At 65.6% G+C, this 23,830-nt stretch carries 20 protein-coding genes and 9 pseudogenes; 20 read left to right on the top strand and 9 right to left on the bottom strand.

All coding sequences use genetic code 11. From position 1 onward, the window contains the following. Positions 1–4: 4 nt before the first annotated feature. A pseudogene (locus K0H76_RS09420) lies at positions 5–603 on the bottom strand (class I SAM-dependent methyltransferase). A 114-nt stretch (positions 604–717) separates the two neighbouring features. Further along, positions 718–1,266 carry a hypothetical protein gene (locus tag K0H76_RS09415; RefSeq protein ID WP_258935248.1) on the bottom strand — a complete coding sequence of 183 codons (549 nt, stop codon included), beginning with the start codon at positions 1,264–1,266 and terminating at the stop codon, positions 718–720. Between the two features lie 239 nt (positions 1,267–1,505). Between K0H76_RS09415 and K0H76_RS09410 the strand changes: the two genes are divergently transcribed. Then, positions 1,506–2,246: a DUF2071 domain-containing protein gene (locus K0H76_RS09410; protein WP_258935247.1), complete on the top strand. Its 741-nt coding sequence runs from the start codon at positions 1,506–1,508 to the stop codon at positions 2,244–2,246. A 37-nt stretch (positions 2,247–2,283) separates the two neighbouring features. On the opposite strand, the gene K0H76_RS09405 is transcribed toward K0H76_RS09410, so the two are convergent. The 3 genes from K0H76_RS09405 to K0H76_RS09395 form a co-directional block, all read right to left on the bottom strand. Then, complete coding sequence (locus tag K0H76_RS09405; RefSeq protein ID WP_258935246.1) at positions 2,284–2,817, bottom strand: DUF421 domain-containing protein; 534 nt, start codon at positions 2,815–2,817, stop codon at positions 2,284–2,286. 662 nt (positions 2,818–3,479) lie between these two features. Then, complete coding sequence (locus tag K0H76_RS09400) at positions 3,480–3,965, bottom strand: hypothetical protein (RefSeq protein ID WP_258935245.1); 486 nt, start codon at positions 3,963–3,965, stop codon at positions 3,480–3,482. A 44-nt stretch (positions 3,966–4,009) separates the two neighbouring features. Then, entirely contained in the window at positions 4,010–4,462 is a 453-nt protein-coding gene (locus K0H76_RS09395; RefSeq protein ID WP_258935244.1) for a hypothetical protein, read from the bottom strand. 545 nt (positions 4,463–5,007) lie between these two features. Between K0H76_RS09395 and K0H76_RS09390 the strand changes: the two are divergent. The 8 genes and pseudogenes from K0H76_RS09390 (at position 5,008) to K0H76_RS09355 (ending at position 11,233) form a co-directional block, all read left to right on the top strand. After that, positions 5,008–5,749: pseudogene (locus tag K0H76_RS09390) on the top strand (MSMEG_4193 family putative phosphomutase). Continuing rightward, positions 5,724–6,274, top strand: a pseudogene (locus tag K0H76_RS09385) (DUF3090 domain-containing protein). The pseudogenes K0H76_RS09390 and K0H76_RS09385 overlap by 26 nt, the downstream one beginning before the upstream one ends. After that, a pseudogene (locus K0H76_RS09380) lies at positions 6,274–7,038 on the top strand (SCO1664 family protein). Before K0H76_RS09385 ends, K0H76_RS09380 begins: the two co-directional pseudogenes overlap by 1 nt. Before the next feature lie 209 nt (positions 7,039–7,247). Beyond that, positions 7,248–7,463, top strand: coding sequence for an ABC transporter ATP-binding protein (locus K0H76_RS09375; RefSeq protein WP_258935243.1), 216 nt, complete (start codon positions 7,248–7,250; stop codon positions 7,461–7,463). Between the two features lie 163 nt (positions 7,464–7,626). Further along, positions 7,627–7,869 carry a hypothetical protein gene (locus K0H76_RS09370; protein ID WP_258935242.1) on the top strand — a complete coding sequence of 81 codons (243 nt, stop codon included), beginning with the start codon at positions 7,627–7,629 and terminating at the stop codon, positions 7,867–7,869. A 213-nt stretch (positions 7,870–8,082) separates the two neighbouring features. Continuing rightward, positions 8,083–9,408 (top strand): ABC transporter substrate-binding protein, encoded by a 1,326-nt coding sequence (locus tag K0H76_RS09365; protein ID WP_258935241.1) that lies wholly within the window; start codon positions 8,083–8,085, stop codon positions 9,406–9,408. 17 nt (positions 9,409–9,425) lie between these two features. Beyond that, on the top strand, positions 9,426–9,809 hold the full coding sequence (locus tag K0H76_RS09360; RefSeq protein ID WP_258935240.1) for an iron chelate uptake ABC transporter family permease subunit: 384 nt from the start codon (positions 9,426–9,428) through the stop codon (positions 9,807–9,809). Next, a complete protein-coding gene (locus K0H76_RS09355; RefSeq protein WP_258935371.1) occupies positions 9,764–11,233 on the top strand; it encodes an iron ABC transporter permease in 1,470 nt (489 codons plus the stop codon). The genes K0H76_RS09360 and K0H76_RS09355 overlap by 46 nt, the downstream gene beginning before the upstream one ends. A 73-nt stretch (positions 11,234–11,306) precedes the next feature. On the opposite strand, the gene K0H76_RS09350 is transcribed toward K0H76_RS09355, so the two are convergent. Then, positions 11,307–11,468 (bottom strand): hypothetical protein, encoded by a 162-nt coding sequence (locus K0H76_RS09350; protein WP_258935239.1) that lies wholly within the window; start codon positions 11,466–11,468, stop codon positions 11,307–11,309. Positions 11,469–12,029: 561 nt separating this feature from the next. Between K0H76_RS09350 and K0H76_RS09345 the strand changes: the two are divergent. Further along, positions 12,030–13,273, top strand: a pseudogene (locus tag K0H76_RS09345) (saccharopine dehydrogenase NADP-binding domain-containing protein). Between the two features lie 76 nt (positions 13,274–13,349). Here the strand turns inward: K0H76_RS09345 and ychF are convergent. Beyond that, positions 13,350–14,429, bottom strand: coding sequence for a redox-regulated ATPase YchF (ychF, locus tag K0H76_RS09340; RefSeq protein ID WP_146338923.1), 1,080 nt, complete (start codon positions 14,427–14,429; stop codon positions 13,350–13,352). Positions 14,430–14,740: 311 nt separating this feature from the next. On the opposite strand from ychF, the gene K0H76_RS09335 reads away from it, so the two are divergent. The 8 genes and pseudogenes from K0H76_RS09335 (at position 14,741) to K0H76_RS09300 (ending at position 20,007) form a co-directional block, all read left to right on the top strand. Further along, positions 14,741–15,031, top strand: a complete 291-nt coding sequence (locus K0H76_RS09335) for a BCCT family transporter (protein WP_258935238.1) — start codon at positions 14,741–14,743, stop codon at positions 15,029–15,031. After that, complete coding sequence (gene betT / locus K0H76_RS09330) at positions 14,998–16,815, top strand: choline BCCT transporter BetT (protein WP_258935237.1); 1,818 nt, start codon at positions 14,998–15,000, stop codon at positions 16,813–16,815. The genes K0H76_RS09335 and betT overlap by 34 nt, the downstream gene beginning before the upstream one ends. 128 nt (positions 16,816–16,943) lie before the next feature. After that, positions 16,944–18,421 (top strand): annotated as a pseudogene (locus K0H76_RS09325) (aldehyde dehydrogenase family protein). A 17-nt stretch (positions 18,422–18,438) separates the two neighbouring features. After that, positions 18,439–18,597 (top strand): annotated as a pseudogene (locus K0H76_RS09320) (GMC family oxidoreductase N-terminal domain-containing protein); the annotation flags it as partial. Between the two features lie 25 nt (positions 18,598–18,622). After that, positions 18,623–19,369: a GMC family oxidoreductase N-terminal domain-containing protein gene (locus tag K0H76_RS09315; protein ID WP_258935236.1), complete on the top strand. Its 747-nt coding sequence runs from the start codon at positions 18,623–18,625 to the stop codon at positions 19,367–19,369. Then, positions 19,366–19,731: a hypothetical protein gene (locus K0H76_RS09310; RefSeq protein WP_258935235.1), complete on the top strand. Its 366-nt coding sequence runs from the start codon at positions 19,366–19,368 to the stop codon at positions 19,729–19,731. The genes K0H76_RS09315 and K0H76_RS09310 overlap by 4 nt, the downstream gene beginning before the upstream one ends. Continuing rightward, positions 19,712–19,876 carry a GMC oxidoreductase gene (locus K0H76_RS09305; protein ID WP_258935370.1) on the top strand — a complete coding sequence of 55 codons (165 nt, stop codon included), beginning with the start codon at positions 19,712–19,714 and terminating at the stop codon, positions 19,874–19,876. Before K0H76_RS09310 ends, K0H76_RS09305 begins: the two co-directional genes overlap by 20 nt. A gap of 26 nt (positions 19,877–19,902) precedes the next feature. Then, positions 19,903–20,007 carry a GMC oxidoreductase gene (locus K0H76_RS09300; protein ID WP_258935234.1) on the top strand — a complete coding sequence of 35 codons (105 nt, stop codon included), beginning with the start codon at positions 19,903–19,905 and terminating at the stop codon, positions 20,005–20,007. 82 nt (positions 20,008–20,089) lie between these two features. On the opposite strand, the pseudogene K0H76_RS09295 reads toward K0H76_RS09300, so the two are convergent. Continuing rightward, positions 20,090–20,787 (bottom strand): annotated as a pseudogene (locus K0H76_RS09295) (histidine phosphatase family protein). Positions 20,788–20,937: 150 nt separating this feature from the next. Between K0H76_RS09295 and K0H76_RS09290 the strand changes: the two are divergent. After that, the gene (locus K0H76_RS09290; RefSeq protein WP_258935233.1) at positions 20,938–21,141 is read left to right on the top strand and encodes a hypothetical protein; all 204 of its coding nucleotides are present in this window, start codon (positions 20,938–20,940) and stop codon (positions 21,139–21,141) included. Positions 21,142–21,187: 46 nt separating this feature from the next. Beyond that, entirely contained in the window at positions 21,188–21,787 is a 600-nt protein-coding gene (locus K0H76_RS09285) for a DNA recombination protein RmuC (RefSeq protein ID WP_258935232.1), read from the top strand. Positions 21,788–22,116: 329 nt separating this feature from the next. On the opposite strand, the pseudogene K0H76_RS09280 reads toward K0H76_RS09285, so the two are convergent. After that, positions 22,117–23,791 (bottom strand): annotated as a pseudogene (locus K0H76_RS09280) (DASS family sodium-coupled anion symporter). Positions 23,792–23,830: the final 39 nt, after the last annotated feature.

Raw genomic sequence — 23,830 nt, 5'->3', positions numbered from 1 at the left:
TCGTTCATCGGAGGACAGAGACGGCGAAATCAGCATCCTGATGCCACGCCTTGAGGTCCCATGTGGCGAAGCGGTGCTCCAGGCGCCACCCGGCGGCGGCCGCGTACTGGTCGAAGTCCGTGAGGCTCAGGTGCCGGTCGGTGTGAAACCCGACCACGAGCGGCCCATCGGGGACGAGGCAGTCGCGGAGCCTGCTCAGCACCTGAGTCTCGGTGTCGGGGCGAAACACCATCACGTTTCCGGCCATCAGCGCTGCGTCGAACGGTGCTGATGCTCCAAGGGCGCTCAGGCTGAGCTCCGCGAGGTCAGCGACTGAGTACGCCGGACCAGGGTTGTCCTCCTCGGCCGCGGCGATCAGCTCCGGGTCAGCGTCCGCACCGTGGACGGTGTGGCCTCTGCGGTGGAGCTCTGCGGCGAGGCGTCCGGGCCCGCAGCCTGCGTCGAGGATTCGTGCTCCCCGGGAACCATGGCATCGAGGAGCCTGGCCTCGCCCACGAGGTCCTCACCCTCCTGCGCGAGGGTGCGGAACCGGTCGATGTACCACCGGGAGTGACCCTCTTTGGTCTCGGTCACCCAGCGTGTGGGCTGCGGGGATTCGCTCATCAGCGCAACTCTATCTGCGCCTGAACAGGCAGGTGGTCCGATCCCCGCTGGGCGTTCCGTGCGGTGCTGATCCCCGCTGCGGTGACGCGCACGGAGGGTGAGGCGAGGATCCAGTCAATGCGTCTGCCGGGGGCCCGAGGCGGCCGATATCGCGAGAATGTGCCCCATTCCTCGCTGTGCCGGCTCTCGGCAGCGTCCACGCATCGCGCATCTGCGCGGCTTCGCGGAGATGCCGCATTGGGGCGGCCGCCGGACCGGTATTGAAATCGCCGGTGATGAACGAGGGGTGGGGCAAGCCTGCACGGCGGCGCTCAGGGCACGTGCGCTCATCAGCCGCGCCCAGGCCGAGAGGTGGTCCAGGTGGGTGTTGATCATCTGGAACCGCATGCCGGTGTCGCGGTCGCGGAAGGATGCGGCAACGAAGACGCGCGGAAACATGCTGCCCCATGACCTGGAGCCGGGTTCGCCTGGCTTACGGGAGAGCGCGTGCTGGCCCCAGTCGAGCAGCTCCAGCCTCTGCGCGTCGTAGAAGATGGGGGCGGCCTCGTCGCCGCCGTCGCGCGCCCGTCCATAGCCCACTCGGCCGTAGCTGTCTCCCAGGGCTGCGTGCACCCACTCGGCTTGGTCCGGGAGCGCTTCCTGCACTCCCAGCACAGTGGGCATCTCTGCGCGCAGAAGGTCCCGCAGGTGCGGAGCCCTCGTGTCCCACCGATCCGCGGCACGCAGTGCAGGCCCATGCGAGCGCCGCCAGAATGTTCCACGTCATCACGTGCAGCGTTGGGGCTGATGCTGGGCCGAAGAGTGCGTCCCTCGTCCGGCTTCGGCTGCGCGTTTCGTCTGCTTGATCCATGTGGGCCTCCCGCGGCGTACTGTACCGGCCGTGCTGATCTATGCTGTGAGCAGTGAACCATCTGCCTCGACAGCCGCCGCCGCTGGGAAGCCGTGCCATTCTGGGGCAGCGGTGGAGCGATGTCGTCTTCCTCCATTGGCGGGTCGATCCTGAGGCGGTGGAGCCCTTTATGCCGCCTGGCTGCTCCGCCGACGTGTTCGACGGTGATTCGTGGGTCGGCCTCGTGGGCTTTCAGATGTCTGACAGCTCATTCTTCGGAGGTCCCCGCATCCCGTGGCTGGGCTCGTTCCCAGAGGTGAACGTCCGCCTGTACTCGGTCGATGCGCAGAGTAAGCGCGGCGTCGTGTTCCGGAGCCTGGAGGCATCCCACCTGGTGCCGGTGATGGTGGCCCGGGCGGCCTTCGGACTGCGGTACCAGTGGGCGTCGATGAAGCGCGAGCGCACAGACGACGAGGTGGCGTACCGAACGGTTCGGCACGGCCGCAGGAGCGCTGCCTCAGAGTTCGCGATCCGACCCACGCCTGAGGGTGCCCGCGAGGGCGAGATGTCAGGAGATCCGCTGTCGACGTTCCTGACAGCCAGGTGGGGCTTCCATGAGCGCCGCAGAGGGCGCACCATCTATTGCCGGAATCACCATGAGCCGTGGCCTCTGCAGCGTGCGGAGCTGCTGCGGCTGGACGATGGCCTCCTGGAGGCCGCAGGCTTCGCGGGCGTCGCGGACCGGAAGCCGGAATCGGTGCTCTATGCGCCTGCGGTGAGGACTGTCTTCGCTGCGCCGCAGACTGCCCTGTAGTCGGCGCGTCCGGAACGGAGGCGGCCGAACGCGGCGCTCACTCAGGTCCGCTCGTCGCGCGCGGGCTGAGGTTCGTGCCTTTCAAGGCTGAGGCGTCGCCCCACTCCTGTTCGCTGATGACGCTTAAGGCACCGTTGGTTTCAAGGACGATCGCAGCGATTCTGCTGAGGTCGCCTGTGCCTGCCTGTCGGGCCGCGTGGCGAATTTCGCTTTCGGTCATGCGGTGCCGTCGAAGGGCCTCATGGTCCACGCGCCCGTGGAGCAGGAGAACGTCGGGGTCGGCGGTGATCACCTTTTTGACGATCGGGCGACGACGGGACATCAGCGCCATCGCGTACTGCAGCCCGGCGAGGAGTGCGAGGGCGGTGGCGCCTTCGAGCCAGGACACGTCGGCGTTGAGCAGGATGGTCGCCAGGGTGGAGCCGAGCGCCACCGTCACGACGAAGTCGAAGGCGTTCAGCTGGGCGAGCGTGCGTTTGCCGGTGAGCCGCAGGACGGCGATCAGCGTGACGTAGGCGGCAGTGCCGACCAGCAGGGTGCGCAGAATGTCGGACCAGGAGTCGAACCACATGCGCTCAGTGTGTCCCTCAGCGCTGCTGACCGTCTATATGCGTTCCTACTCTCATCTGCGAGAGTGCGTTCTAATTCCGGCGGTCACCTCTGCGCGCAATATGTGAGCTCAGATTACTGGCCACGTCGGATGCCCGTCCCGCGGTCTGTGCACCAAGCTGCTTCGCCCTACCGGCTACTGCGACCCCTCCATCCACGGCTCTCTCGGCGCGTTCCCCGGCTGCGTCGAACCACCGCCTCACTTCGAGCTGTTCGGCGTCGATCTCGGGATCTAGCCCGAGCAGGCCACGAAATTCGTGGAGGGCCTGGGCTGGCTGACTGCTCGACCGAACGGCTGCGGGAGAATTTCGAGGGTGAAGCAGTACTTTGGAGTTGGCCGCCTCGATGGTCTGCATCATTTGGCTGAGCAGCTTGTCGGTGCTGTGGGTGAGCGTTTCGAGGTCTTGCTCACGCGAAGCCTTGAGCCCTTGGCGGTGCCCCTCCAGATGCTCCGGGAAGACTCAAAAACGCGATCCAGTTCAAGAACATGAAGCGCCTCCTGCAGACGCCAGCTATGTGCAAGTACCGCCAACCATTCACGGACCTCAGACTCAGCTCGGCGGGTGGCCTTGGCTGTCCTTCCGAAGTCCCCACTCTTATCGGCAAGCTTGTCGGCAACGCGATTTAACTGACGTACTGCGTAATCCCGGGTGCGGTCGATGGCCTGCTCAGTACCCTGCAGCTTCGACCACGTGATGTCGAAACCTGCCCCGACCCCTCACGCACGTTGAAAGCTTTCCGGAGAACCGACTCGACCGAGGTCATGTCGGCGAGCACGGTGTCCTTCTGCGCATTGAGCACCTCTTCCACTTTCGCGTCGATCTGCTGGAGGTAGCCGACGATTTCGTCCATCTGCTGCTGCATTGCTCGCTGCTGCATCATCGCCGCTACGGCCGCCAACGCCATGGGACCGCCCACGAGCGCTGGTGCTTTGTTGACGACCTGGAGCCATTGCTTGATCTCGCCTGACTTGCCGACCATGGCGTGGCTGACACCATGCTGCCCAGTGGGCATGAGACCGTTCGCTTTCATGGCCTTCGCGGATTCATTGGTGAGCTTGACCCATCGTCCCGAGTTCTCGGCGACGTCAGAGCCCAGTCTCGCGACCATGCCTCCCGCGCCCAGCAAAGGTCCCAGACGTCGCATGTCGAGTTCTAGAGATGGGGCAGAGTCCAGCCCTTGTGCGTGGAGGAACTCCTCCACGTCAACGGGGTCGCCGATAACCGCGATCTCGGATCCTTCAATGACGATCTCAAGCTCTTGTTCCACAGCTGCGCCTCCTCTCGGGCCCCGCACAAGGAAGCAGGGATGGTTACGACTTTACTCAGCACCCGATTCACCAAGCGGCGCGGCGACGTCCGATGACTGTTCGCCGCGAAGGTAGAACGCCCCAGCGAGTAAGCGAGTGTGGCGAAAACGCCTACGGAGTACACCGCCAGCACCAGCTGGACAGCTTTGGAGAGCGGGTCCTCAGTGGTGATGCCCGTTCCGGTGACGGTGGCCAGCGCAGCTTCGTAGAGGGCGGTGCCGTAGTTCGTCTGCGATTCGAAGGCGTAGAGCAGCTGGCTTGAGGCCAGAATGACCACCCCGTCACGGCTGCCAGCCATCCGATGCGGCTCGACAGCAGTCTGCCCGCCGAGCGCGAGCCGCGCACTCCGGCGGAGACGATGCTTCCGACACGCGCCACTCGTGCGACGCGCAGCAGCCTCACAGCCTGCAGCGCTCTGACGAATCGCAGGAAGGGTACGAGGAGGAAGATCACCTGCCACCAGTTACGCCGCCAGAACGCTGCTTGGAAGCGCGCGATGTAAGCACGCAGGATGAATTCGGCGACGAAGACGATCCAGAACATCCACCCTGTGATGGTCAGGGCGCGGCTCCAGGTGGGCTCTGTCACGAGCAGCTGCCCGAGCAACACGAACAGGAACAGCACCCCGAGGACTCCCATGGGGCGGTCAAGCCTGGCGGCGAGATTCTCGGCCGTCTCAACCCGCCCGGGCTGCTCGGTCGGTTCGGACGTCGGCGGTGCGCTCACGGTGTCGTGACCTCCATGCTGGCGATGAGGACTCTGTCGAGCCACTCTATGCGTGTCGTCAGGGAGGCGACGCCGACCGTGTGACGCGCTGTTCGCCCGCGTGGATAAGCTTGCAAGATGGCGACAGCAATTCTCGTGCGGCATGGCCGCACCACAGCAAATGCCACGGGGCTGCTGGCAGGCAGGGCCATGCGGCGTCAGCTTGGACGAGGTGGGACGCGATCAAGCAGTTCTCACCGCCGAGCGGCTCGCGGCCGTTCCGCTGGCGGCGGTGGTCTCCAGCCCCCTTGAGCGCTGTCAGCAGACCGCCCGGCACATCCTCGATCGCCAGGCGGGCGCACCGTCCGCACCGGTCGAGTCTGACCTCATCGAGTGCGACTACGGCGACTGGCAGGGTCGCAGTCTGACCGATCTCGCGGGCGAGGACCTGTGGTCGCTGGTGCAGTCCCAGCCGTCCGCAGTCGTTTTTCCCGGCGGTGAGTCGATGGCCGCAATGCAGGCTCGGTCGGTGGCCGCGATCCGCCGTCACGATGCAGCCGTCGAAGCCGAGCACGGACCCGAGGCCGTGTGGGCGGCGGTCAGCCACGGCGACATCATCAAATCCATTCTGGCCGACGCCCTGGGCATGCACCTGGACCTGTTCCAGCGCATCAGTGTGGGCCCTGCATCCGTATCGATTGTGCGCTACGGCACTGGTAAGCCGAGCGTCCACGCGACGAACACCGACGGGGGCGATCTGTCGTGGCTGTCGAAGGGCATCCAGTCGGGCGATGCGCCGGTAGGCGGGGCGCAGGAAACAAGCCACATTGACCCGCAAGGCCTAGAATGGTGCTATGCCTGCTCGTGTTCACGATTTTGATTGGCCTGACCGGGCCGTCGTCGGCACCATCGGCCTTCCGGGGCGCGCACGTTCTATCTGCAGGTGCGCGCAGGGACCCAGATGGTGAGCGTCGCCCTCGAGAAGCAGCAGTCGGCTCTGCTCGCGGAGAAGATCGATGAGATCTTGGACCAGCTCATCAGCGTGGAGGGCAACCGGTTCAGCGTGCCCACCAGCACTCCCGGAGCTTGTCGACAATGACCAGCTTGAGGCCGTCGAGGAGCGCTTCCGCACCGGCACTATGAGCCTGGGATGGGACCCCACCACCGCCCAGGTCGTCATCGAGGCCTACCCCATCACGGACGCCGACGGCGATGAGGGCGGTGAAGCCCCGATGAGGACAGCTCGCCCGACAGCGAAATGCTGGTGGTGCGAATGCCGGTGGGCACTGCCCGCGCGTTCGCAAAGCGCACCCATGAGATTGTCGGCGCCGGACGCCCGGCGTGCCCGCTCTGCGGCTACCCGATCGACGCCGACGGGCATACCTGCATCGTTCCTGAGGGCTGATGTCAGCCACGGACCTCATGGCCAGCGAGCTGACGCTCACAGGTCGTATCAGGACGGCTTCCAACGCAACATTTTTGGGCAGCATCGGTGACGCGCTCGTTGTCTATAAGCCGATAGACGGTGAGACTCCCCTGTGGGACTTCCCCGACGGCTGCCTGGCGCAGCGGGAGGTGGCCGCTTTCCGCGTCTCAGAGGCTCTCGGCTGGGGCGTGGTTCCGCACACCTGGCTGCGCGACGGCCCTTTGGGTGAGGAATGGTGCAGCTGTGGCAGGACCAGGACCCTGAGCAGAGCGCCGTCGACCTGGTCGAGGAGGAGCATGCGCCGGAGACGGGCTGGAAGCATGTTCTGCAGGGCCAGGATGACAAAGGACGCATGGTCACCCTGGTGCATGAGGACTCGTCAGCGCTGAGGCGCATGGCGGTGTTCGACCTGATCGTCAACAACGCTGACCGCAAGGGCGACCACATACTCGCCATGGCGGACGGCCACAGGTACGGCGTGGACCACGGGCTCACCTTCCACCGCGAGCACAAGCTGCGCACGGTCCTCTGGGGGTGGTTGGGAGAGGCTCTGACCGCCGAGGAACTTGAGGGTATTGACTGCGTGAGCGAAGGGCTCCAGGGCGAGCTGGGCCGCGACCTCGCGGAGCTGCTGACTGACGAAGAGATCGCGTCGCTCGCTGAGCGCTGCGCGGCGCTTCGCTCAGAAGCACGGTTCCCAGCTCCCCGCAGGGATGCCCGCGGTTCCCTGGCCGCTGTTCTGAAGGAGCGCAGGAGCCTCGGCGCCCAGTCCTTTGGCCTGACGCGAGGCGACGCATGGGGCGCTGACTCCCGGAGACCCACCCATGTCAGCGAATTAGGTGAGGCAAGCCTTCTTTCCTTTTGTTAACATTCAGATGTGCAAAATCATCACGCTCCTCCTGCGCTTCGGACAGAGTCAGTGTCGGTGTCCTATGGGGCCGCGTCCGTAGTCGTGGACGCGAACGTCGAACTGACCCCCGGCACCGTCACGGCGCTCATCGGACCCAATGGCAGCGGCAAGTCCACGCTGCTGCGCGGCATCTGCAGGCTGGCCGACACCACTGGGACCGTCACACTCAACGGGGACGACACCTCTGCACTCTCCCCGCGGGCCTTTGCCAAACGTCTCACGATCCTCGCCCAGCAGCGCCCCACCCCGGCGGCCTGACCGTCTCCGACATTGTTGAGCTCGGCAGGCACCCGCACCGGAAGCAGTTCAGCCGTGCAGACGCCCAGAGCCAGCGGGCCGTGGAGCGCGCCATTCGGCTGACCGGACTTGAGGCGCTGCGTGACCGCCCGGTCACCCAGCTCTCCGGGGGCAGCTGCAGCGCGTGTGGCTGGCCGCCTGCCTGGCCCAGGAGACGGACGTCCTCCTGCTGGACGAGCCCACCACGTTCCTGGACCTCAAGCACCAGATGAGCCTGCTGGACCTGATTCGCGACTTGGCCGATCAGCACGGTCTGACCATAGGGGTGGTCCTGCATGACTTGGAGCAGGCCGCCGACATCGCGGACCGCGTCATCCTCGTCTCCGAGGACGCATTGTTGCCTCTGGCGCTCCAGCAGAAGTCATGACGGGCGACAGGCTCACTGAGATCTTCGGCGTGCGCATCGATGTGCTGCCCATGCCTCAGGGCGGGCTCGCTGTCCGCGCCCGTCGCGCCGGGCGCGGCACCCGCATCAGCAGCACGGCGCAGCAGAGCCGGTTCTGCTGTCCGCCTGAGCCTCACCGCCGACCGCACCTTCACCCCCAAGCCATACCCGTGACCGAAAGGACCCCTGCCCACCATGAACCTTCCACAGCGCCTGCGAGGCGCGGCCGCGGCCTCAGCCGTCGCCGTCTTCGGTCTGACTGCCTGCGGCACCACCGAAGTCGACGAGGCGGAAAGTAACTCCGAGCCCGCAGAGTCCGCGCCGGTCACCGTGACGGACTACCGAGGCGAGGAGATCACGCTGGACGCCCCCGCCCAGCGCGTGGTCACCCTCGAATGGGCGCAGACTGAGAACGTGGAGGCGCTCGGCGGCACTCACGTCGGAGTCGCAGACCTCGAGGGCTACGAAGCGTGGGCCACAGCAGTTTCAGTGGATGACGACGCCACCGATGTGGGGCTGCGCACCGAACCCAGTCTGGAGGCCATCGGCCAGGCCGACCCTGACCTGATTCTCGGCGCTGACAGCTCCGTCCCGGACGGCCTTCTGGAGGATATCGAAGAGATCGCGCCCGTCGTGCTGCAGCCCGGCGCCGAGGCGTCTGACCCCCTCGGCAACATGCAGGACAACTTCTTCATGACCGCTGAGCTTCTCGGTGCGCAGGACCGAGCCGATGAGGCCTGGATGGAATTCGAGGATGCCCGGGACACCGCGGCCGACGCCATAGCCGACGCGGGCGCTGAAGGAACACCCTTCGTCCTGGTCTACCCCACGGTGGAAGGCAACACCGCCACATTCCGCATGCATGGTCCCGGCGCGTTGGCTCAGACCCTCGGAACGGAGATCGGACTCGAATCCGCGTGGCAGGACGAAGGCGACGAGGCGTATGACATCAGCCAGGCAGACGTCGAGGGACTGACCGCTCTGGACGAGGACGCCATCCTGTACTGGTGGACCTCGGAGTCTGACCCCGATGATCCCTTCGAGGCCCCTCGAGAGCAACTCCGTATGGAACTCCCTGGGATTCGTGGAGAACGATGCCATGCACCCCGTGGACGGCATCTGGATCTACGGCGGCCCCGCTTCGGCGACGCAGTGGATCGAATACCTCAGCGAGACAGCGGTCGAGACTGCCGGAGACCAGTGAACTCACTGAGGACCAGGGCTGAGCCGGAGCACCTGGCAGCAGAAGCGCCCACCGCAGGACCACAGGTGACGCACGCCGCCGCCGCTGCACGTGTGGCGGCGACTGCGGCTCTGGTGCTCGGCACGGCCGCCCTGGTGCTGCTCTCAGCGGTGCACCTGACTCAGGGGACCTCGGCAGCATCACCGTGGGAGCTGCTGACGGCCGTCCTGACTCCCGGCGACACCGAGGCCGCTGCTGATCTGCGGGCACTGGCGCTGGACTCGCGCCTGCCGCGGCTGGTCGGGGACTCGTCGTCGGCGCCGCCCTCAGGGCAGTAAGCTGTGCTCTGCAGGCCATGACGCGCAATCCGCTGGCCTCACCGGACACGCTGGCGGTCAATGCCGGGGCCCACCTGGCACTCACCGCCGCAGCAGCGTTCGGCGTCTCCCTGCCGGCGCTGAGCTCGGCCGGGCTCGCGTTCCTCGGAGGCGGGATCGCAGCAGGAGTGGTGCTCGCCCTCGCTGGGCTCTCCGAGCATGCGCCGATTCGGCTCGTTCTGGCGGGAACTGTCGTTGCCATGGGCCTGGCCTCGGTCACCGCAGCCCTGCTGATGATCTTCGCTCAGTCCACGCAGGGCTGTTCCTCTGGGGCGCTGGGACGCTCAACCTCTCCGGGCTCTCCGGACTGCTGCCCCTGCTTCCCGTGGTGGTGGGGGCAGCCCTCGGCCTGGTCATGCTGACCCGAAGCACCGATGTGCTCTCTCTGGGAACAGATGCCGCACGGTCCATGGGCGTCAACGTCGCATTCCTGAGAGGCGCGCTGCTGATCTGCGCCGTGGCCCTCTCCGCCGCCGCGGTGACGATGGTCGGACCACTGGGCTTCGTCGGCCTGTGCGCACCCGCCATCGTGCGGCTGGCCTCTGCCAAGGTCATACGCTTCGGCCGATCCGCCTGGGCACTCACAGGCTCTGCCCTGGTGGGTGCGCTGATCGTCATCGGGTCCGACGTTGCGGTGCGCGCCTTGGCATTCGCCGTCGCCGGACCCAATCTCGCGGTCGCCATTCCCACCGGCGTGGTGACCTCCCTGGTGGGGGCGGTCTTCCTCGTGGTGCTGGCTGTCCGGCTGCGCAGCGCAGCCAGCCATCAGGAGGTTTCCGCACTGCCGCTGCCGCACCGCATCACGCTCAGCCGTCGGGTCAGCCTCAGCGCAGCCGCAGCGCTGCTTCTGCTGATCCTCATGGGCGCAGGGCTGCTGCTGGGTGACTGGTGGCTGCGCGTCGGGGACATCCAGCTGTGGCTCAGCGGTGAGGCCGCCAGCGCCATCGAGATCACCCTGAACTTCCGCAGCCCACGCGTCGCCGCCGCCGTCCTGGGAGGTGCCGTGCTCGCCATCGCCGGTGCCCTGGTGCAGAGCGTGACCCGGAATCCGCTGGCCGACCCAGGAATCCTCGGCGTCGCCGCCTCCGGCGGCCGACGCCGTCATCGCCATGATCCTTTTCACCTCCTCCGCGTGGACTATGTCCGCCGGTGCTGCCAGCCGCGCGGCGCTGGCCGGGCTGATCGTGTTCCTTCTGGCCAGTCCGCGCGGCGGTTCCCGGAAAAGGTGGTGCTGGTCGGCATCGGCGTGATGACGGCAGCGCAGGCCATCACCCAACTGCTGATATCCACCACCAACCCGTACAACCAAGCAATGGCGATCTCCTTCCTGGGCGGCTCCACGTTCGGGACCACGTGGGGCGATCTCACCCCGATCCTTCTGCTGCTGGTGCTGTCCGTTCCGGTCCTGATCCTGCTGCAGCGGGAACTGGACATCATCAGCATCGATGAACTCACCCCACGGATACTCGGAGTGCGCTTGGGCTGGGTACGCGCTGCTGCGCTGATCATCGCCGTGCTGCTCTCGGCGGTCGCGGTGATCGGCATCGGCGTGATCAGCTTTGTGGGACTCGCCGCGCCCCATATGGCGCGCATGCTGATGGGCCGCGAGCACCGTTGGTTCCTGCCCATGTCAGCCCTGCTGGGTGCCGCTCTTGTGTCCCTGTCGGACACGTTCGGGCGGACTGTCATTGCACCGGATCAGCTGCCCGCCGGACTGGTAGTGGCCGTGCTCGGACCGCCCTACCTCCTCTGGCTGCTGAAGCGCTCCACTGCCCAGACCGCATAGCCGACCGCTCGAGCGATGCCCCGAGCATCAGCAATGGACCCCATCCGGAGTCCATCTCGGCTTCTCACCGCTTTCAGAACGCGGTGCTGGGCAGGTCCTTCTCGCCGTCCACGATCGCAGTGACGATCCGCTCTGCCACGCGGTCCGGGTCCAGCGGCTCTGGGAATGACGGCGCAGACCCGGCGATCAGGTGCTCGGACAGCGAGGTGCCGGTGTGCCCGGGGCGGGCGTCCATGATTCGGATGCCATCGCGACGGTACTCGCGAGCCGCTGCAACAGCGAAAGCCGCGAGCCCCGCCTTGGACGCGGAATACGCTGCCACTCCGGCGACGGGTGTCTCAGCGACGACCCGCTCAGCGTGACCACGAAGGGCTTCCGGCCGTCATCTGCCGAGGCCGCGAGGTAGGGGTGGCTCTGAGTGATGAGTTCGATCGCACTGGTCGTGTTCACCGCGAAGAGTTCATCAACCGTGGCGGGCTCAAGTCCTGAAGCGGGGCCGAATGCGACGACCCCGGACGCGATGACAAGGCCGTCGAGGCGTCCATGCTCCGCATGCGTGGATTCCAGCACCCCCGGATCACAGTGGGTTCACGCAGGTCGTGCCCTGCGGACTTCGAGGACCGGGCAACGACAGCACCGCTGCTCTCCAGCCGATCGGCGATCCGCAAGCCGAGCCCGCCTGAGGCACCGACCACCAGAACGACCGCACCCTCAAGATTCGTCATGGGTGAAGCGTAGATCAGCTGCGGCGGTCGGCCCAGCCCCGGCCCGGTCTCTGCTGTGGAAGACTGCTGGCATGGCTGCTCCAACGCGCAACCACGACCTCGTCCTCTTTGGTGCGACCGGCTTTGTCGGCGAATTAATCGCTGGATACCTTGCGCACCACGCTCCACCGGACCTGCGAGTGGGACTCGCGGGGAGGTCGAGGGCAAAGCTCGAAGCCGTACGGTCCAGACTGCCCGTCGCCGCCCATGACTGGGCCATCATTGAGGCCGATACGGGGACCCTGACTCGCTCGCGGCCATGGCCACGGGCACCAGAGTTCTCTTCACCACGGTGGGTCCCTACGCGAAATACGGGCTGCCGGTTGTCGAGGCGTGTGCCCGCGCCGGCACCCACTACGGGGACCTGACGGGAGAGGTGTCCTTCGTCCGTGAAGCTATCGACCGTTGGGGTGCCCTTGCGAACACTACAGGTGCACGGATCGTCCATGCGTGCGGCTACGACTCCGTCCCGTCGGACCTCGCGGTGCTCCTCCTGCACCAGGCCGCGCAGGCTGACGGCGAGGGCAGACTGACCGAAGTGCAGCTCGTTGCCAGGGCGAAGGGCGGTTTCAGCGGCGGCACCATCGAGTCCATGCGTGGGCAGCTCGACGGTATCCGGACAGACCCTGCGCTGCGGTCCCTTGCGGGCGACCCCTACTCCCTCAGTCCAGACCGGACTGCGGAGCCCGCGACCCGGCAGCCTCCAGATCTGGGGTGGGTCAGCCGTACGGATGAGGGCCCGTGGGCCGCGCCCTTCATCATGGCGTCAGCGAATACGCGGATCGTGCGTCGCAGCAACGCCCTGCAGGGTTGGGCCTACGGCAGGTCCCTGCAGTACGACGAAGTGATGGGTATGGGGCGAGGGCCTGTGGGCGCCGTGACCGCCGGGACCACGGCGCTTGGCCTGCGGCTGTTCGGAGCCGCACTGGCTCTGCCCATCACGAGGATATTGCTGGACCGTGTCCTTCCGTCGCCCGGTGCGGGCCCGAGTGAGGCCGCGCGGCGCTCAGGCTGGTTCCATTCCCAGGTGACTGCTTCCACGGTGAGCGGCCAGCGCTATCGTGCCATCGCAGCTGGGCCCGGCGATCCGGGATACGCCGCCACCGCCGTGATGGCCGGAGAGACAGCCCTCTCACTTGCCCTCGACGGCGACCGTCTGCCGTCTGCCACAGGTTCGCTGACCCCGGCGACCGCCCTCGGCAACATTCTCGTTGAGCGGCTGCGCGAGGCAGGCCATACCTACGAAGTCACGTCCCTCGCCAGCTCTGTGCCGTGAGTGAACTCTCTGTGCGAACTATGCCTCGACGGGGTCTCTTGAGGTTTCCTGCACCTCTTGACGATGCTGGTAGCCGCTAGACGTTGAACTTGAAGTCGACGACGTCGCCGTCGCGCATCACGTATTCCTTGCCTTCGAGCCGGACCTTACCGGCGGACTTCGCGTCATTCATCGAACCGGCTGCTACAAGATCTTCAAAGCTGACGATCTCCGCTTTGATGAAGCCCTTCTGGAAGTCAGTGTGAATCACACCTGCCGCCTCCGGCGCCGTGTCACCCTGGCTGATCGTCCACGCCCGTGATTCCTTTGGACCGGCCGTCAGGTAGGTCTGAAGACCCAGTGTCTCGAAGCCCACGCGGGCCAGCTGGTCCAGGCCGGACTCCTCCTGGCCGTTGAGCTCCAGCATCTCCGCTGCCTCTTCAGCGGACATGTCCACCAGATCGGACTCGAACTTCGCGTCAAGGAATACTGCCTGAGCAGGCGCGACGGACTCGCGCAGCTCCGCCTGCTTCTCCTCCGAGCCGAGAACCGACTCATCGGCGTTGAACACATAGATCTGGGGCTTGGCCGTCAGCAGGCTGATCTGCTTGAGCTCATCCATGTCCAACGAGGCCGAAGCGGAGAAGATCGTCCGGCCGTCGTCGAGCACCTCTTTGGCTGCCACGTAGGCATCGAGGGTGGACTTGTCGGCCTTCTTCCCCGAGACCTGCTTCTCCAGCTTCGGGATCGCGTTCTCAAGCGTCTGCATGTCGGCCAGAATCAGCTCGGTGTTGATGGTCTCCATGTCCGATGTGGGATCCACCTTGCCGTCCACGTGGGTGACGTTCTCATCCTCGAAGACGCGGACCACCTGCGCGATGGCATGAGCCTCACGAATATTGGCGAGGAACTGGTTCCCCAGCCCCTCCCCTTCGGAGGCGCCTTTGACGATGCCGGCGATGTCGACGAACGAGACTGCGGCCGGAATGATCTTCTGGCTGCCGAAGATCTCAGCAAGCCGAGTCAGCCGCTCATCAGGAAGATCCACGATGCCGACGTTCGGCTCGATCGTGGCGAACGGATAGTTCGCCGCGAGGATCGTCTGCTTGGTCAGTGCGTTGAAGAGAGTCGACTTGCCCACATTGGGCAGTCCCACGATTCCGATAGTCAGTGCCACAGAGATCTAACCTACCGCGTCCCGGGCACGCTGTCGGTCCGGCCCGCCCTGAATACCACAGTGACGCCTGCAGGAGCCATTCCTGGCCGCGAACTACAAAAAGTCTTGTAACGGACTGAGAACAGATCCACACTTGATCTACTCTGATGTGCGCTTCGACTACACAGCTCACTGGAACTGCGCAGGCCCCGCCCTCCACGGCCCCTGCGCACACCGATGAGGTATACCACCGAAAGGAAACACGTCATGGCGTCCGCGCCTGCAGATACTGATTCGCCCGAGGCGAAGCCCCACGCATCGCCTCGACCCCCGTGAACTGGCCGGTGTTCATCATCTCGGCGGCCCTGATCGTCGTCTTCACCGCTGCTGCCGCCATCTGGCCCGACCCCATCTATGCGGCTATGGAGAACGCCTTCGTCTGGCTCTCCCAGTACCTCGGCTGGTACTTCATCCTGACCGCAGCGATCATCGTCGTCTTCGTGCTGATAGTGGCCTTCACCCGAGTCGGCAAGACTCGCTTGGGCCCCGACCACTCAAACCCAAGTTCAGCCTCTTCACCTGGGCCTCGATGCTCTTCGCCGCGGGCATCGGCGTCGACCTGATGTTCTTCTCCGTGGTCGGCCCGGCTACGAACTACCTCGCGGGTCCCGGAGGAGCTGAGCCGGAGACGGTGCAGGCCGCTGAGGAAGCAGCCCTGTGGACCATGTTCCACTACGGCATCCCCGGCTGGGCCATGTATGCCCTGACAGGCATGGCCTTCGGACTCTTCGCCTACCGATACCACCTCCCGCTCGCGATCCGCAGCGCTCTGTACCCCATCATCGGCAAGCGCGCGCAGGGCGTCGCCGGAGACACGGTCGAAATCGCCGCAGTGCTGGGCACCATCTTCGGCATCGCCACCAGCCTCGGCATCGGCGTCGTCTTCCTGTCCTTCGGGCTGGGCATGATGTTCGGCATCGAGACGACGTTCGCCGTGCAGGCCTCGCTGATCGTGCTGGCAGCCATTGTCGTGACCTTCTCCACGTACTCCGGCGTTGAAAAGGGCATTCGGCGCTTGGCCGAGTTGAACGTGCTGGCTGCCATCGCCCTGATGCTCTACGTGCTCATCGTAAGCGAGACCATGGACCTTCTCAACATGCTCGTGCAGAACATCGGCGACTTCTTCGCCATGTTCCCGGGCATGCTCACGCAGACCTTCGCTTTTGACACCTCCGAGGAATGGCTGTCCTGGGAATGGCTCGAATGGTGGACGATCTTCTTCTGGACCTGGTGGATGGCTTGGGCACTCTTCGTCGGCCTGTTCCTCGCACGCATCTCCCGCGGACGCACGCTGCGCCAGTTCATCATCGGTGTGCTGCTGGTCCCGTTCGCCTTCAACGCGCTGTGGATCTCCATCTTCGGAAACGCCACCGTCTCCAGGATCGTAAGCGGTGACGCGGCCTTCGCCGAGGCCGCTCTCGACGCTGAGGGCTCCGGCTACTTCGAGCTGATCTCCCAGTACCCAGGCGCCACATTCGCCATCGGAGTCTCTGTCGTGGTCGGCCTGCTGTTCTACGTCACCTCCGCCGACTCCGGATCCCTCGTGCTGGCCAACTTCACCTCGAAGATCAGCGCAGGCACTGGGGACGGCCCTCGCTGGCTCCGTGTGGTGTGGTCCGCCGTCATCGGCGCCCTGACCCTGGTCATGCTGACCCTCGACGGCATCTACACCCTCCAGATGGCAGCGGTCATTCTGGGACTGCCCCTCTCCCTGGTGCTCTACGTCCTGATGCTCAGCGTGTGGAGGACCCTGCGCATGGAGACCTACGCCCAGGATTCGAGAGAGGCCCAGCTTCCCTCCGCCCTGTCGGAGCGGATCGCAGTGGCCACTGATCCAGGCCAGGGCCGCTGGAAGCGCCGCCTGCGTCGCCACATGCACTACCCGACGCCCACTGAGGTGGAGGAGTACATGACCAATACGGCGATGCTTAGCCATCGAAGAGGTGGCCGAGGCGATGACCGCCGCGGCGCCCGCGTCACCTGCGAACGAGGCACTGCGACCGAGTCTGGAATGCAGCAGATCGACCTCAAGGTCGACTTCGGCGACGAGGCAGTGTTCAAGTACCAGGCCTACCCGGTGGAGTACGCGGTGCCGAGCTTCGCGCTGAACTTCCGCAATGCCGGAGATACGTACCACCGCGTGGAGGTCTTCTCCGCGACCGGCTCCTCCGGCCATGACATCTTCGGGTACACCAAGGAGCAGCTCATCACGGACGTGCTCGACTCATACGAGCGTCACTTGACGGTCCTCACCATGAGCGACGAGGCTCCCGGCCCCTCTGTGACGTTGGACACCGGAACCATCCCGACGGACTGGGACTCCTCCCGAGTCAACCAGTCAGAGTAGGCCGACCGACCCTCTCGTGCCGTTCCGGCGTCGTTCTTCGCTGGTTAGAGTGGAGCACGACGTCGGAGGCGCGTGAGATGACCGCGAATCCGCCACCGCCCACCAGATCCGACCCCAGGAGCATTCCAATGACCGCCACTCTGTTCATCGACGGAGAGTGGGTCTCCGCCGCCTCTGGCGAGACCCGCACCATCATCTGCCCCGCCGACGGCTCCGAGGTCGGCATCGTCTCTGAAGCCGGAGCCCAGGACGCCGAGGCCGCCATCGCGGCAGCCAAGAAGACATTCGACTCCGCGTCTGGGCCGACACTCCGGCTGCGGAGCGCGGTGAGTTTCTGCTGCAGGTCGCGCAGCAGCTCATCGAGCGCAAGGACGAGTTCGCCCGCGCTGAGGCCCTCGACACCGGCAAGCGCTTCGTCGAGGCTCAGATCGACATGGACGACATCATCGGCTGCTTCAAGCACTTCGCGAAGCTCGCCGACCAGGACGCCGGGCGCATCGTCGACGCTAACGACGCGTCCGTCATCTCCAAAGTGGTGTACGAGCCGGTCGGCGTCTGCGGGATGATCACCCCTGGAACTTCCCTCTCCTGCAGTCCGCGTGGAAGCTGGCACCCGCCCTCGCGGCCGGAAACAGCCTCATCCTCAAGCCCGCAGAGCTGACCCCGCACACCGGCATCCTGATCATGGACGTCTTCGAGAAGCTCGGCCTCCCGGCCGGTGTGGCGAACCTGCTCACCGGCCCGGGAGCAACCAGCTTGCGCGCCGCTGTCGACCCACCCCGACGTCGACCTCATCTCCTTCACCGGTGGCCTCGTCACCGGTCGGAAGATCATGTCCTCCGCCGCTGAGACGGTGAAGAAGATCGCCCTGGAGCTCGGCGGCAAGAACCCCAACGTGGTCTTCGCCGACGCGGACTTCGAAGCCGCGGTGGACAATGCGCTCAACGCCGGATTCGTCGACTCGGGTCAGGTCTGCTCCGCCGGAGTGCGGCTGATCGTCGAGGAGTCCATCAAGGAGGAGTTCGTGGACGAGCTCGTCCGGCGCGCGGAGAGCATCCAGATGGGCGGTCCCTTCGACGAGAACGCCGAAACAGGTCCGCTGATCAGCGCCGAGCACCGGGAGAAGGTGCACGCCTATGTGGAGAAGGGCGTCGAAGAGGGCTGCGTGCTTCGCACCGGCGGCCACTTCGGCGGCGAGGAGCACAAGGACGGCTGCTTCTACGCCCCCACCGTGCTGGACAACGTCGAACGCGGCATGCACGTGGTCACCGAGGAGTCCTTCGGCCCCGTCATCACCGTCGAGACCTTCACTACAGAGGAGGAGGCCATCGCCACGGCGAACGACACGGTCTACGGGCTGGCCGGAGCCGTCTGGACCTCCGACTCGGGCACGGCCCACCGCGTATCCTCACGCCTGCGGCACGGCACCATCTGGATCAACGACTACCACCCCTACCTGCCGCAGGCCGAGTGGGGCGGCTTCAAGCAGTCCGGCGTGGGCCGCGAGCTCGGCATCGCCGGGTTCGACGAGTACCGCGAGGCCAAGCACATCTACGAAAACACCGCACCGGCCGTCAGCGGCTGGTTCCGGATGCCGGGTCAGTGAATCTGAAGGAGAACATGATGGCTGAAGAAAAAACATTCGACTACGTGGTCGTGGGCGGCGGCTCCGCCGGTGCGGCAGTAGCTGCCCGACTCTCCGAGGACCCCGCTGTGCAGGTCGCTCTCCTGGAGGCGGGACCCACCGACCAGGACAAAGACGTGGTGCTGCAGCTCAACCGCTGGATGGAGCTCCTCGAGTCCGGCTATGACTGGGACTACCCGATCGAGGAGCAGTCCACCGGGAACAGCTTCATGCGCCACGCGCGCCAAAGTGCTGGGCGGATGCTCCAGCCACAACTCCTGCATCGCCTTCTGGCCCCCGCGCGAGGACATGGACGACTGGGAGCAGATGGGCGCAGAGGGCTGGAACGCACAGAGCACCTGGCCGCTTCTGAAGCGCCTCGAGACCAACGAGAACGACGGGGAGCATCACGGGAAGGAAGGCCCCGTCCATCTGATGAACATTCCTCCCCACGACCCGTGCGGCGTGGCCGTGCTGGATGCCTGCGAGCAGGTCGGCATTCCGCGCGTTGAGTTCAACAGCGGTGAAACGGTCGTCAATGGCGCCAGCTTCTTTCAGATCAACCGGAGGCAGGACGGCACCCGCTCATCGTCCTCGGTCTCCTACCTGCATCCGATCCTCGACCGGGAGAACTTCCACCTCCTGACCGATACCTGGGTCAAAGAGATCACTTTCGAAGGCGACCGAGCCACGGGCGTGAAGGCAGTTCTTAAGCTCGTTCGGGAAGACGCAGCAGATCCTCGCCTCCCGCGAAGTCGTGCTCTCCGCCGGAGCCATCGACTCCCGAAGCTCCTCATGCTCTCGGGCATCGGAGACCGGGAGCACCTGGCCGAGCACGGGATCGAAGCCCGGGTGCACTCCCCGGCGTCGGCGCCAACTTCCAGGATCACCCCGAAGTCGTCATCGGCTGGGATGCCAAGAAGCCCATGATCGAAGAGGGCTACCAGTTCTGGGAGATCGGCATCTTCGCCGACACCCAGGAAGGTTCCGGCGAGGCGGACAAGCCCGGCCGCCCTGACCTGATGATGCACTACGGCGCGGTGCCCTTCGACATGCACACCCTTCGCCAGGGGTACCCCACCTCCGAGAACGCGTTCGTCCTGACGCCGAACGTCACTCACTCCAAGTCGCGGGGCACCGTGAAGCTGCGCTCAAGGATCACCGCGACAAGCCGATGGTGGATCCGCGCTACTTCAGCGACGCAGAGGGCCACGACATGCGCGTCGCCATCGCCGGCATCCGCCTCGCGCGCAGATCGCCGCCCAGCCTGCACTGGCCGAATGGGCCGGTGAGGAGCTCTACCCGGGCAAGGACACCCAGAGCGACGAGGACCTCGCCGACTACATCCACCGCACCCACAACACGGTCTATCACCCCGCAGGCACCGTCCGAATGGGTCCCGCCGAGGACGACATGTCTCCCTCACCTCAGACCTGAAGGTCAAGGGCGTCCAGGGGCTGCGCGTGGCGGACGCCTCGGTGATGCCTGAGCTGACCACGGTGAACCCCAACATCACGACCATGATGATCGGCGAACGGTGCGCCGACCTCATCAAGGGCCTCGCCTGATCTGACAGCATCGCTGAAGGACGCACGAAGGGGCGCGACCATCACTGGTCGCGCCCCTTCGGCTCTCATCGGCCGGGCGGATTCACCAGATGGCGGGATCCTCCACTGCAGCCGGGTTCAGCAGTTCCGGTGAGAGGTTGAACACGCGCAGCAGTGACTGCTCCACAATCTGAGAGTCGGACAGCCCCGGATGACCTCCGCGGTCTCGGCATCGTCTCCGAACCCGCCATGAGGAAGGGTCGATGAGACGGGGTAGGCGTGCAGGGATGTCGAGCAAAGAGACGGCACCGTTGGTCAGCGGAGACGTCTGCGCGCTCTGGACCAGGCCCAGTCCCTGCATGAGCACCCTCAGGGAAGCGCCGTGGGACACGATCACCGCTGTCCTGACGGGAAAGCTCAGATCAACCGACTCGGTGACCTCGGCGTCCGCCGTCCTGCGAACGATGTCGAAGAAGGCGCCGGTGATCCGGTCCGTCAGCTCCTGATGACTCTCGCCGTTCTCCGGGGTGAACTCGCCCCGCCGCCACGCGGCGAACTGCTCAGGCGCCTCCGCGCGGACGTCCTTGCCGCGCTGGCCCTCCCACACCCCGAGGTTCCGTTCAACCAGATCTGCACGAGCGGCGGCGAGAAGGTCTATGCCGAACTCGTCGTAGGTCTGCTGGGTGCGCTGCAGCGTGGAGACGTATGCCTGAGCAGGATTCTGCTGGCGAACGAAGCCTCCGATCATGCGCGCCTGGGCGCGCCCCTGCTCGTTCAGGGGATGTCAGTGCTGCCCTGCATCCGTCCGTCGTTGTTCCAGTCGGTCTGCCCGTGGCGGACCAGCAGGATCCTGATCATGGAGCTCCTCGCTGCTGCGTTCAACAAATGCCGCATTAACCCTACGCGAGCCGGTCAGCACAGATGTCATACCGTCGTGGCACCGTGGGCGACATGGACTGGATTGCACTGCTGACCGGACTCTTCACCGGCCTGCTCTGCGGCGCCGCGGCTGCTGCTGCGGGGGTGTTCGTGCTGCTCAGAAGCAGGCACGACGCGCGCACCGCCGCGCTGTCCGAGGAGAGAGCACTTGCGCAGGCCGCCCAGGCCGAAGCGGAGCGTCGCGCCGCAGGGACCCAGGTAGCTCGAGGAGGCTGAGCGGCATCGGGCCGCCGAAGCCGACGCGGCCCGCGAACGGGAGTCGATGCTGGAGATGCTCCATCCGGTGCGGCAGGGTGTGACCGAAGTGCAGCGCAAGGTCAGTGAGCTGGAGCGCGAGCGGGCAGCTCAGCACGCGCAGCTCTCGGAGCAGCTCGCTTCGGCGGCGCAGAGCGATGCCCGCCTTCTGGAGTCCACACAGGCGCTTCTGGGGTCCCTGCGTTCGACGACCGCACGCGGACACTGGGGTGAGGTGCAGCTTCGTCGCGTCGTGGAGGCAGCCGGAATGCTCCCGCACGTCGACTTTGCCGAACAGCATCAGGGCATCAGCAGCAGCGGTGAGGTCCTCCGGCCGGACCTGATGGTCCGTCTGCCTGGTGAGCGCACTCTTGTCATCGACGCTAAGGCTCCTCTGGGCGGTGCGGAGGCGAAGACTCAGGCGAAGGCGCTGCGTGCCCGAGTCGACGAACTCGCCTCCAAGAAGTACTGGGAAGCCGTGGAGCTCTCGCCTGAGGTGGTCTTCTGCTTCGTGCTTAAGCGGAGTCACTCCTGTCCTCAGCCTTGGAGCATGATCCGTCGCTCCTGGAGCATGCAGTCTCACGAGGCGTCACACTGGTCTCACCCGCCTCCCTGCTCGCTGCGCTGAAGGCGGTCGAGGCCGCCTGGCGGCAGGAGCGCCTGGCCGCGAACATCACTGAAGTCATCGATCATTCGCGCGAGCTGTACCGACGCCTGGAGACCATGGGTGAGCATCTCAGCACCACGGGAAGTCGGCTTCGGCAGGCGGTGGAGGCCTACAACTCCCTCATCGGCAACATCGAGCGTCGCGTCATGCCCCAGGTGGAGGCCATAGGTAACTTGAGGGAACCGAGGAGCAGCTCCCGGCGCGCTGAGCCCGTCGCCGCTGACTGCCGACGTCAGGCAGCCCGGACCACGCCTGGAGGCCCCCGCCTACTAGTGCCTCAGCTCATCGGATCAGACGGAGAGGTCGAAGACCATCAGCAGCAGGGTCATCGAGACGATGGTGATGATGATGACGCCGATGACGTTCAGCACCACCCCTCCCTTGATCATCTGCCCGATAGTCACGTAGCCGGAGCCGTAGGCGATAGCGTTCGGCGGGGTCGCCACCGGAAGCATGAAGGCACATGTGGCAGCCAAGGCGACCGGCGCCGCGAGGACCAGCGGATCGACTCCCGTCCCCATGGCCACGCCCGAGGCCACCGGCAGGAACGTCGCCGCTGTTGCCGTGTTGGAGGTCATCTCGGTGAGAACCAGCACACCCGCGGCGGCGATCAGCACCAGGACCCACACAGGGACCCCAGCGAGCCCCTCCATCTGACCTCCCAGCCACTCGGAGAGGCCGGACTGGCCGAACTGGCCCGAGAGCGCCAGCCCGCCGCCGAAGAGCAGCAGCACACCCCATGGCAGCTTCGCCGCGTACTCCCAGTCCAGCAGCCGAACCCCGGCTCTGCCTTGGCCGGAAGCAGGAAGAGCAGAATCGCAATGGACATGGCGATTCCGGCGTCGGAGATGAACGGCTCAGCCTCAGCCTCCAGCACGCCCCAGTAACCAGCAGATCAGTGCCGATAGGGATGAAGACCCAGGAGCAGGCGGCCAGCACGAAGATCAGCGAGACCCGGATCTCAGCAGCCTTCATCGGCCCCAGCTTCTGCAGCTCGCTCTTGATGAGGTCGTGACCGCCCGGGATCTCGTCGATCTCCGGCTTGAAGATGACTCGAGTAATAAGGAACCACGTGATGATCAGCATCACGATGGAGATCGGAACCCCGACCATCATCCACTGGCCGAAGCCGATCGTCATGTCATGGTTCTCGCTCATGTGCCCGGCCAGGAGCGTGTTGGGAGGCGTTCCGATGATGGTGCCCAAGGACCCGATCGAGGCGGCGTAGGCGATGCCCAGCATGAGAGCCGTGCCGAAGTTGGACTTGATGACCTGAGCCTTCGCCTCCTCCTCATCCGCCTCAGCGGCATCGGCCGCCTCCGGATCCATCGTGCGCTGCACCAGCATCAGGATGGAGATGCCGATGGGCAGCATCATCACAGCCGTCGCCGTGTTGGAGACCCACATGGAGAGGAAGCCGGTGGCGATCATGAACCCGGCGATCAGGTAGATCGGCTTGGAGCCCATCAGGTTCAGCGTCAGCAGAGCGATGCGTCGATGGAGGTTCCATCGCTGCATCGCCAGTGCCAGCATGAAGCCGCCCATGAAGATGAAGATGATGTTGTTGCCGTAGGAGGCCCCGATGTCATCGACTCCGATGCCGCCCGCTGCCTCATCCGCCGAGCCGAAGTCGTCCTCCGGCACCAGCACCGGGAAGATGATGAGCGGCAGCAGCGCCGTGGCAGGAATCGGGATGGCCTCCGTCATCCACCAGATGCCCATCAGCACGGCCGTGGCCGCAGTCAGCCGCGGCCAGACCTCCAGATCCGCCGGCATGATGAAGTAGATCAGCAGCGCGGCCAGCACACCGGCGACGAGGCCGATGATGCGCCGCAGAATGGTGGGCCGCTCCAGCCCTCCGGAACGGTGCCCGGCCGAGAGCTCATGCGCCTCGGCGATGGACTGCTCACGCGGATCGAAGTTCTTCAGGTGCGCGCCGGTGACGCGAGAACGGGAGGGCGTCATGATGGAGGAGGTGCTCCTGTGCTCGAGATCGAAGTAGTG

The sequence above is a fragment of the Nesterenkonia pannonica genome (assembly GCF_019575955.1).
In the GTDB taxonomy this organism is placed as follows: Bacteria; Actinomycetota; Actinomycetes; order Actinomycetales; family Micrococcaceae; genus Nesterenkonia; species Nesterenkonia pannonica.
This window is presented reverse-complemented; position numbering and strand designations above follow the sequence as displayed.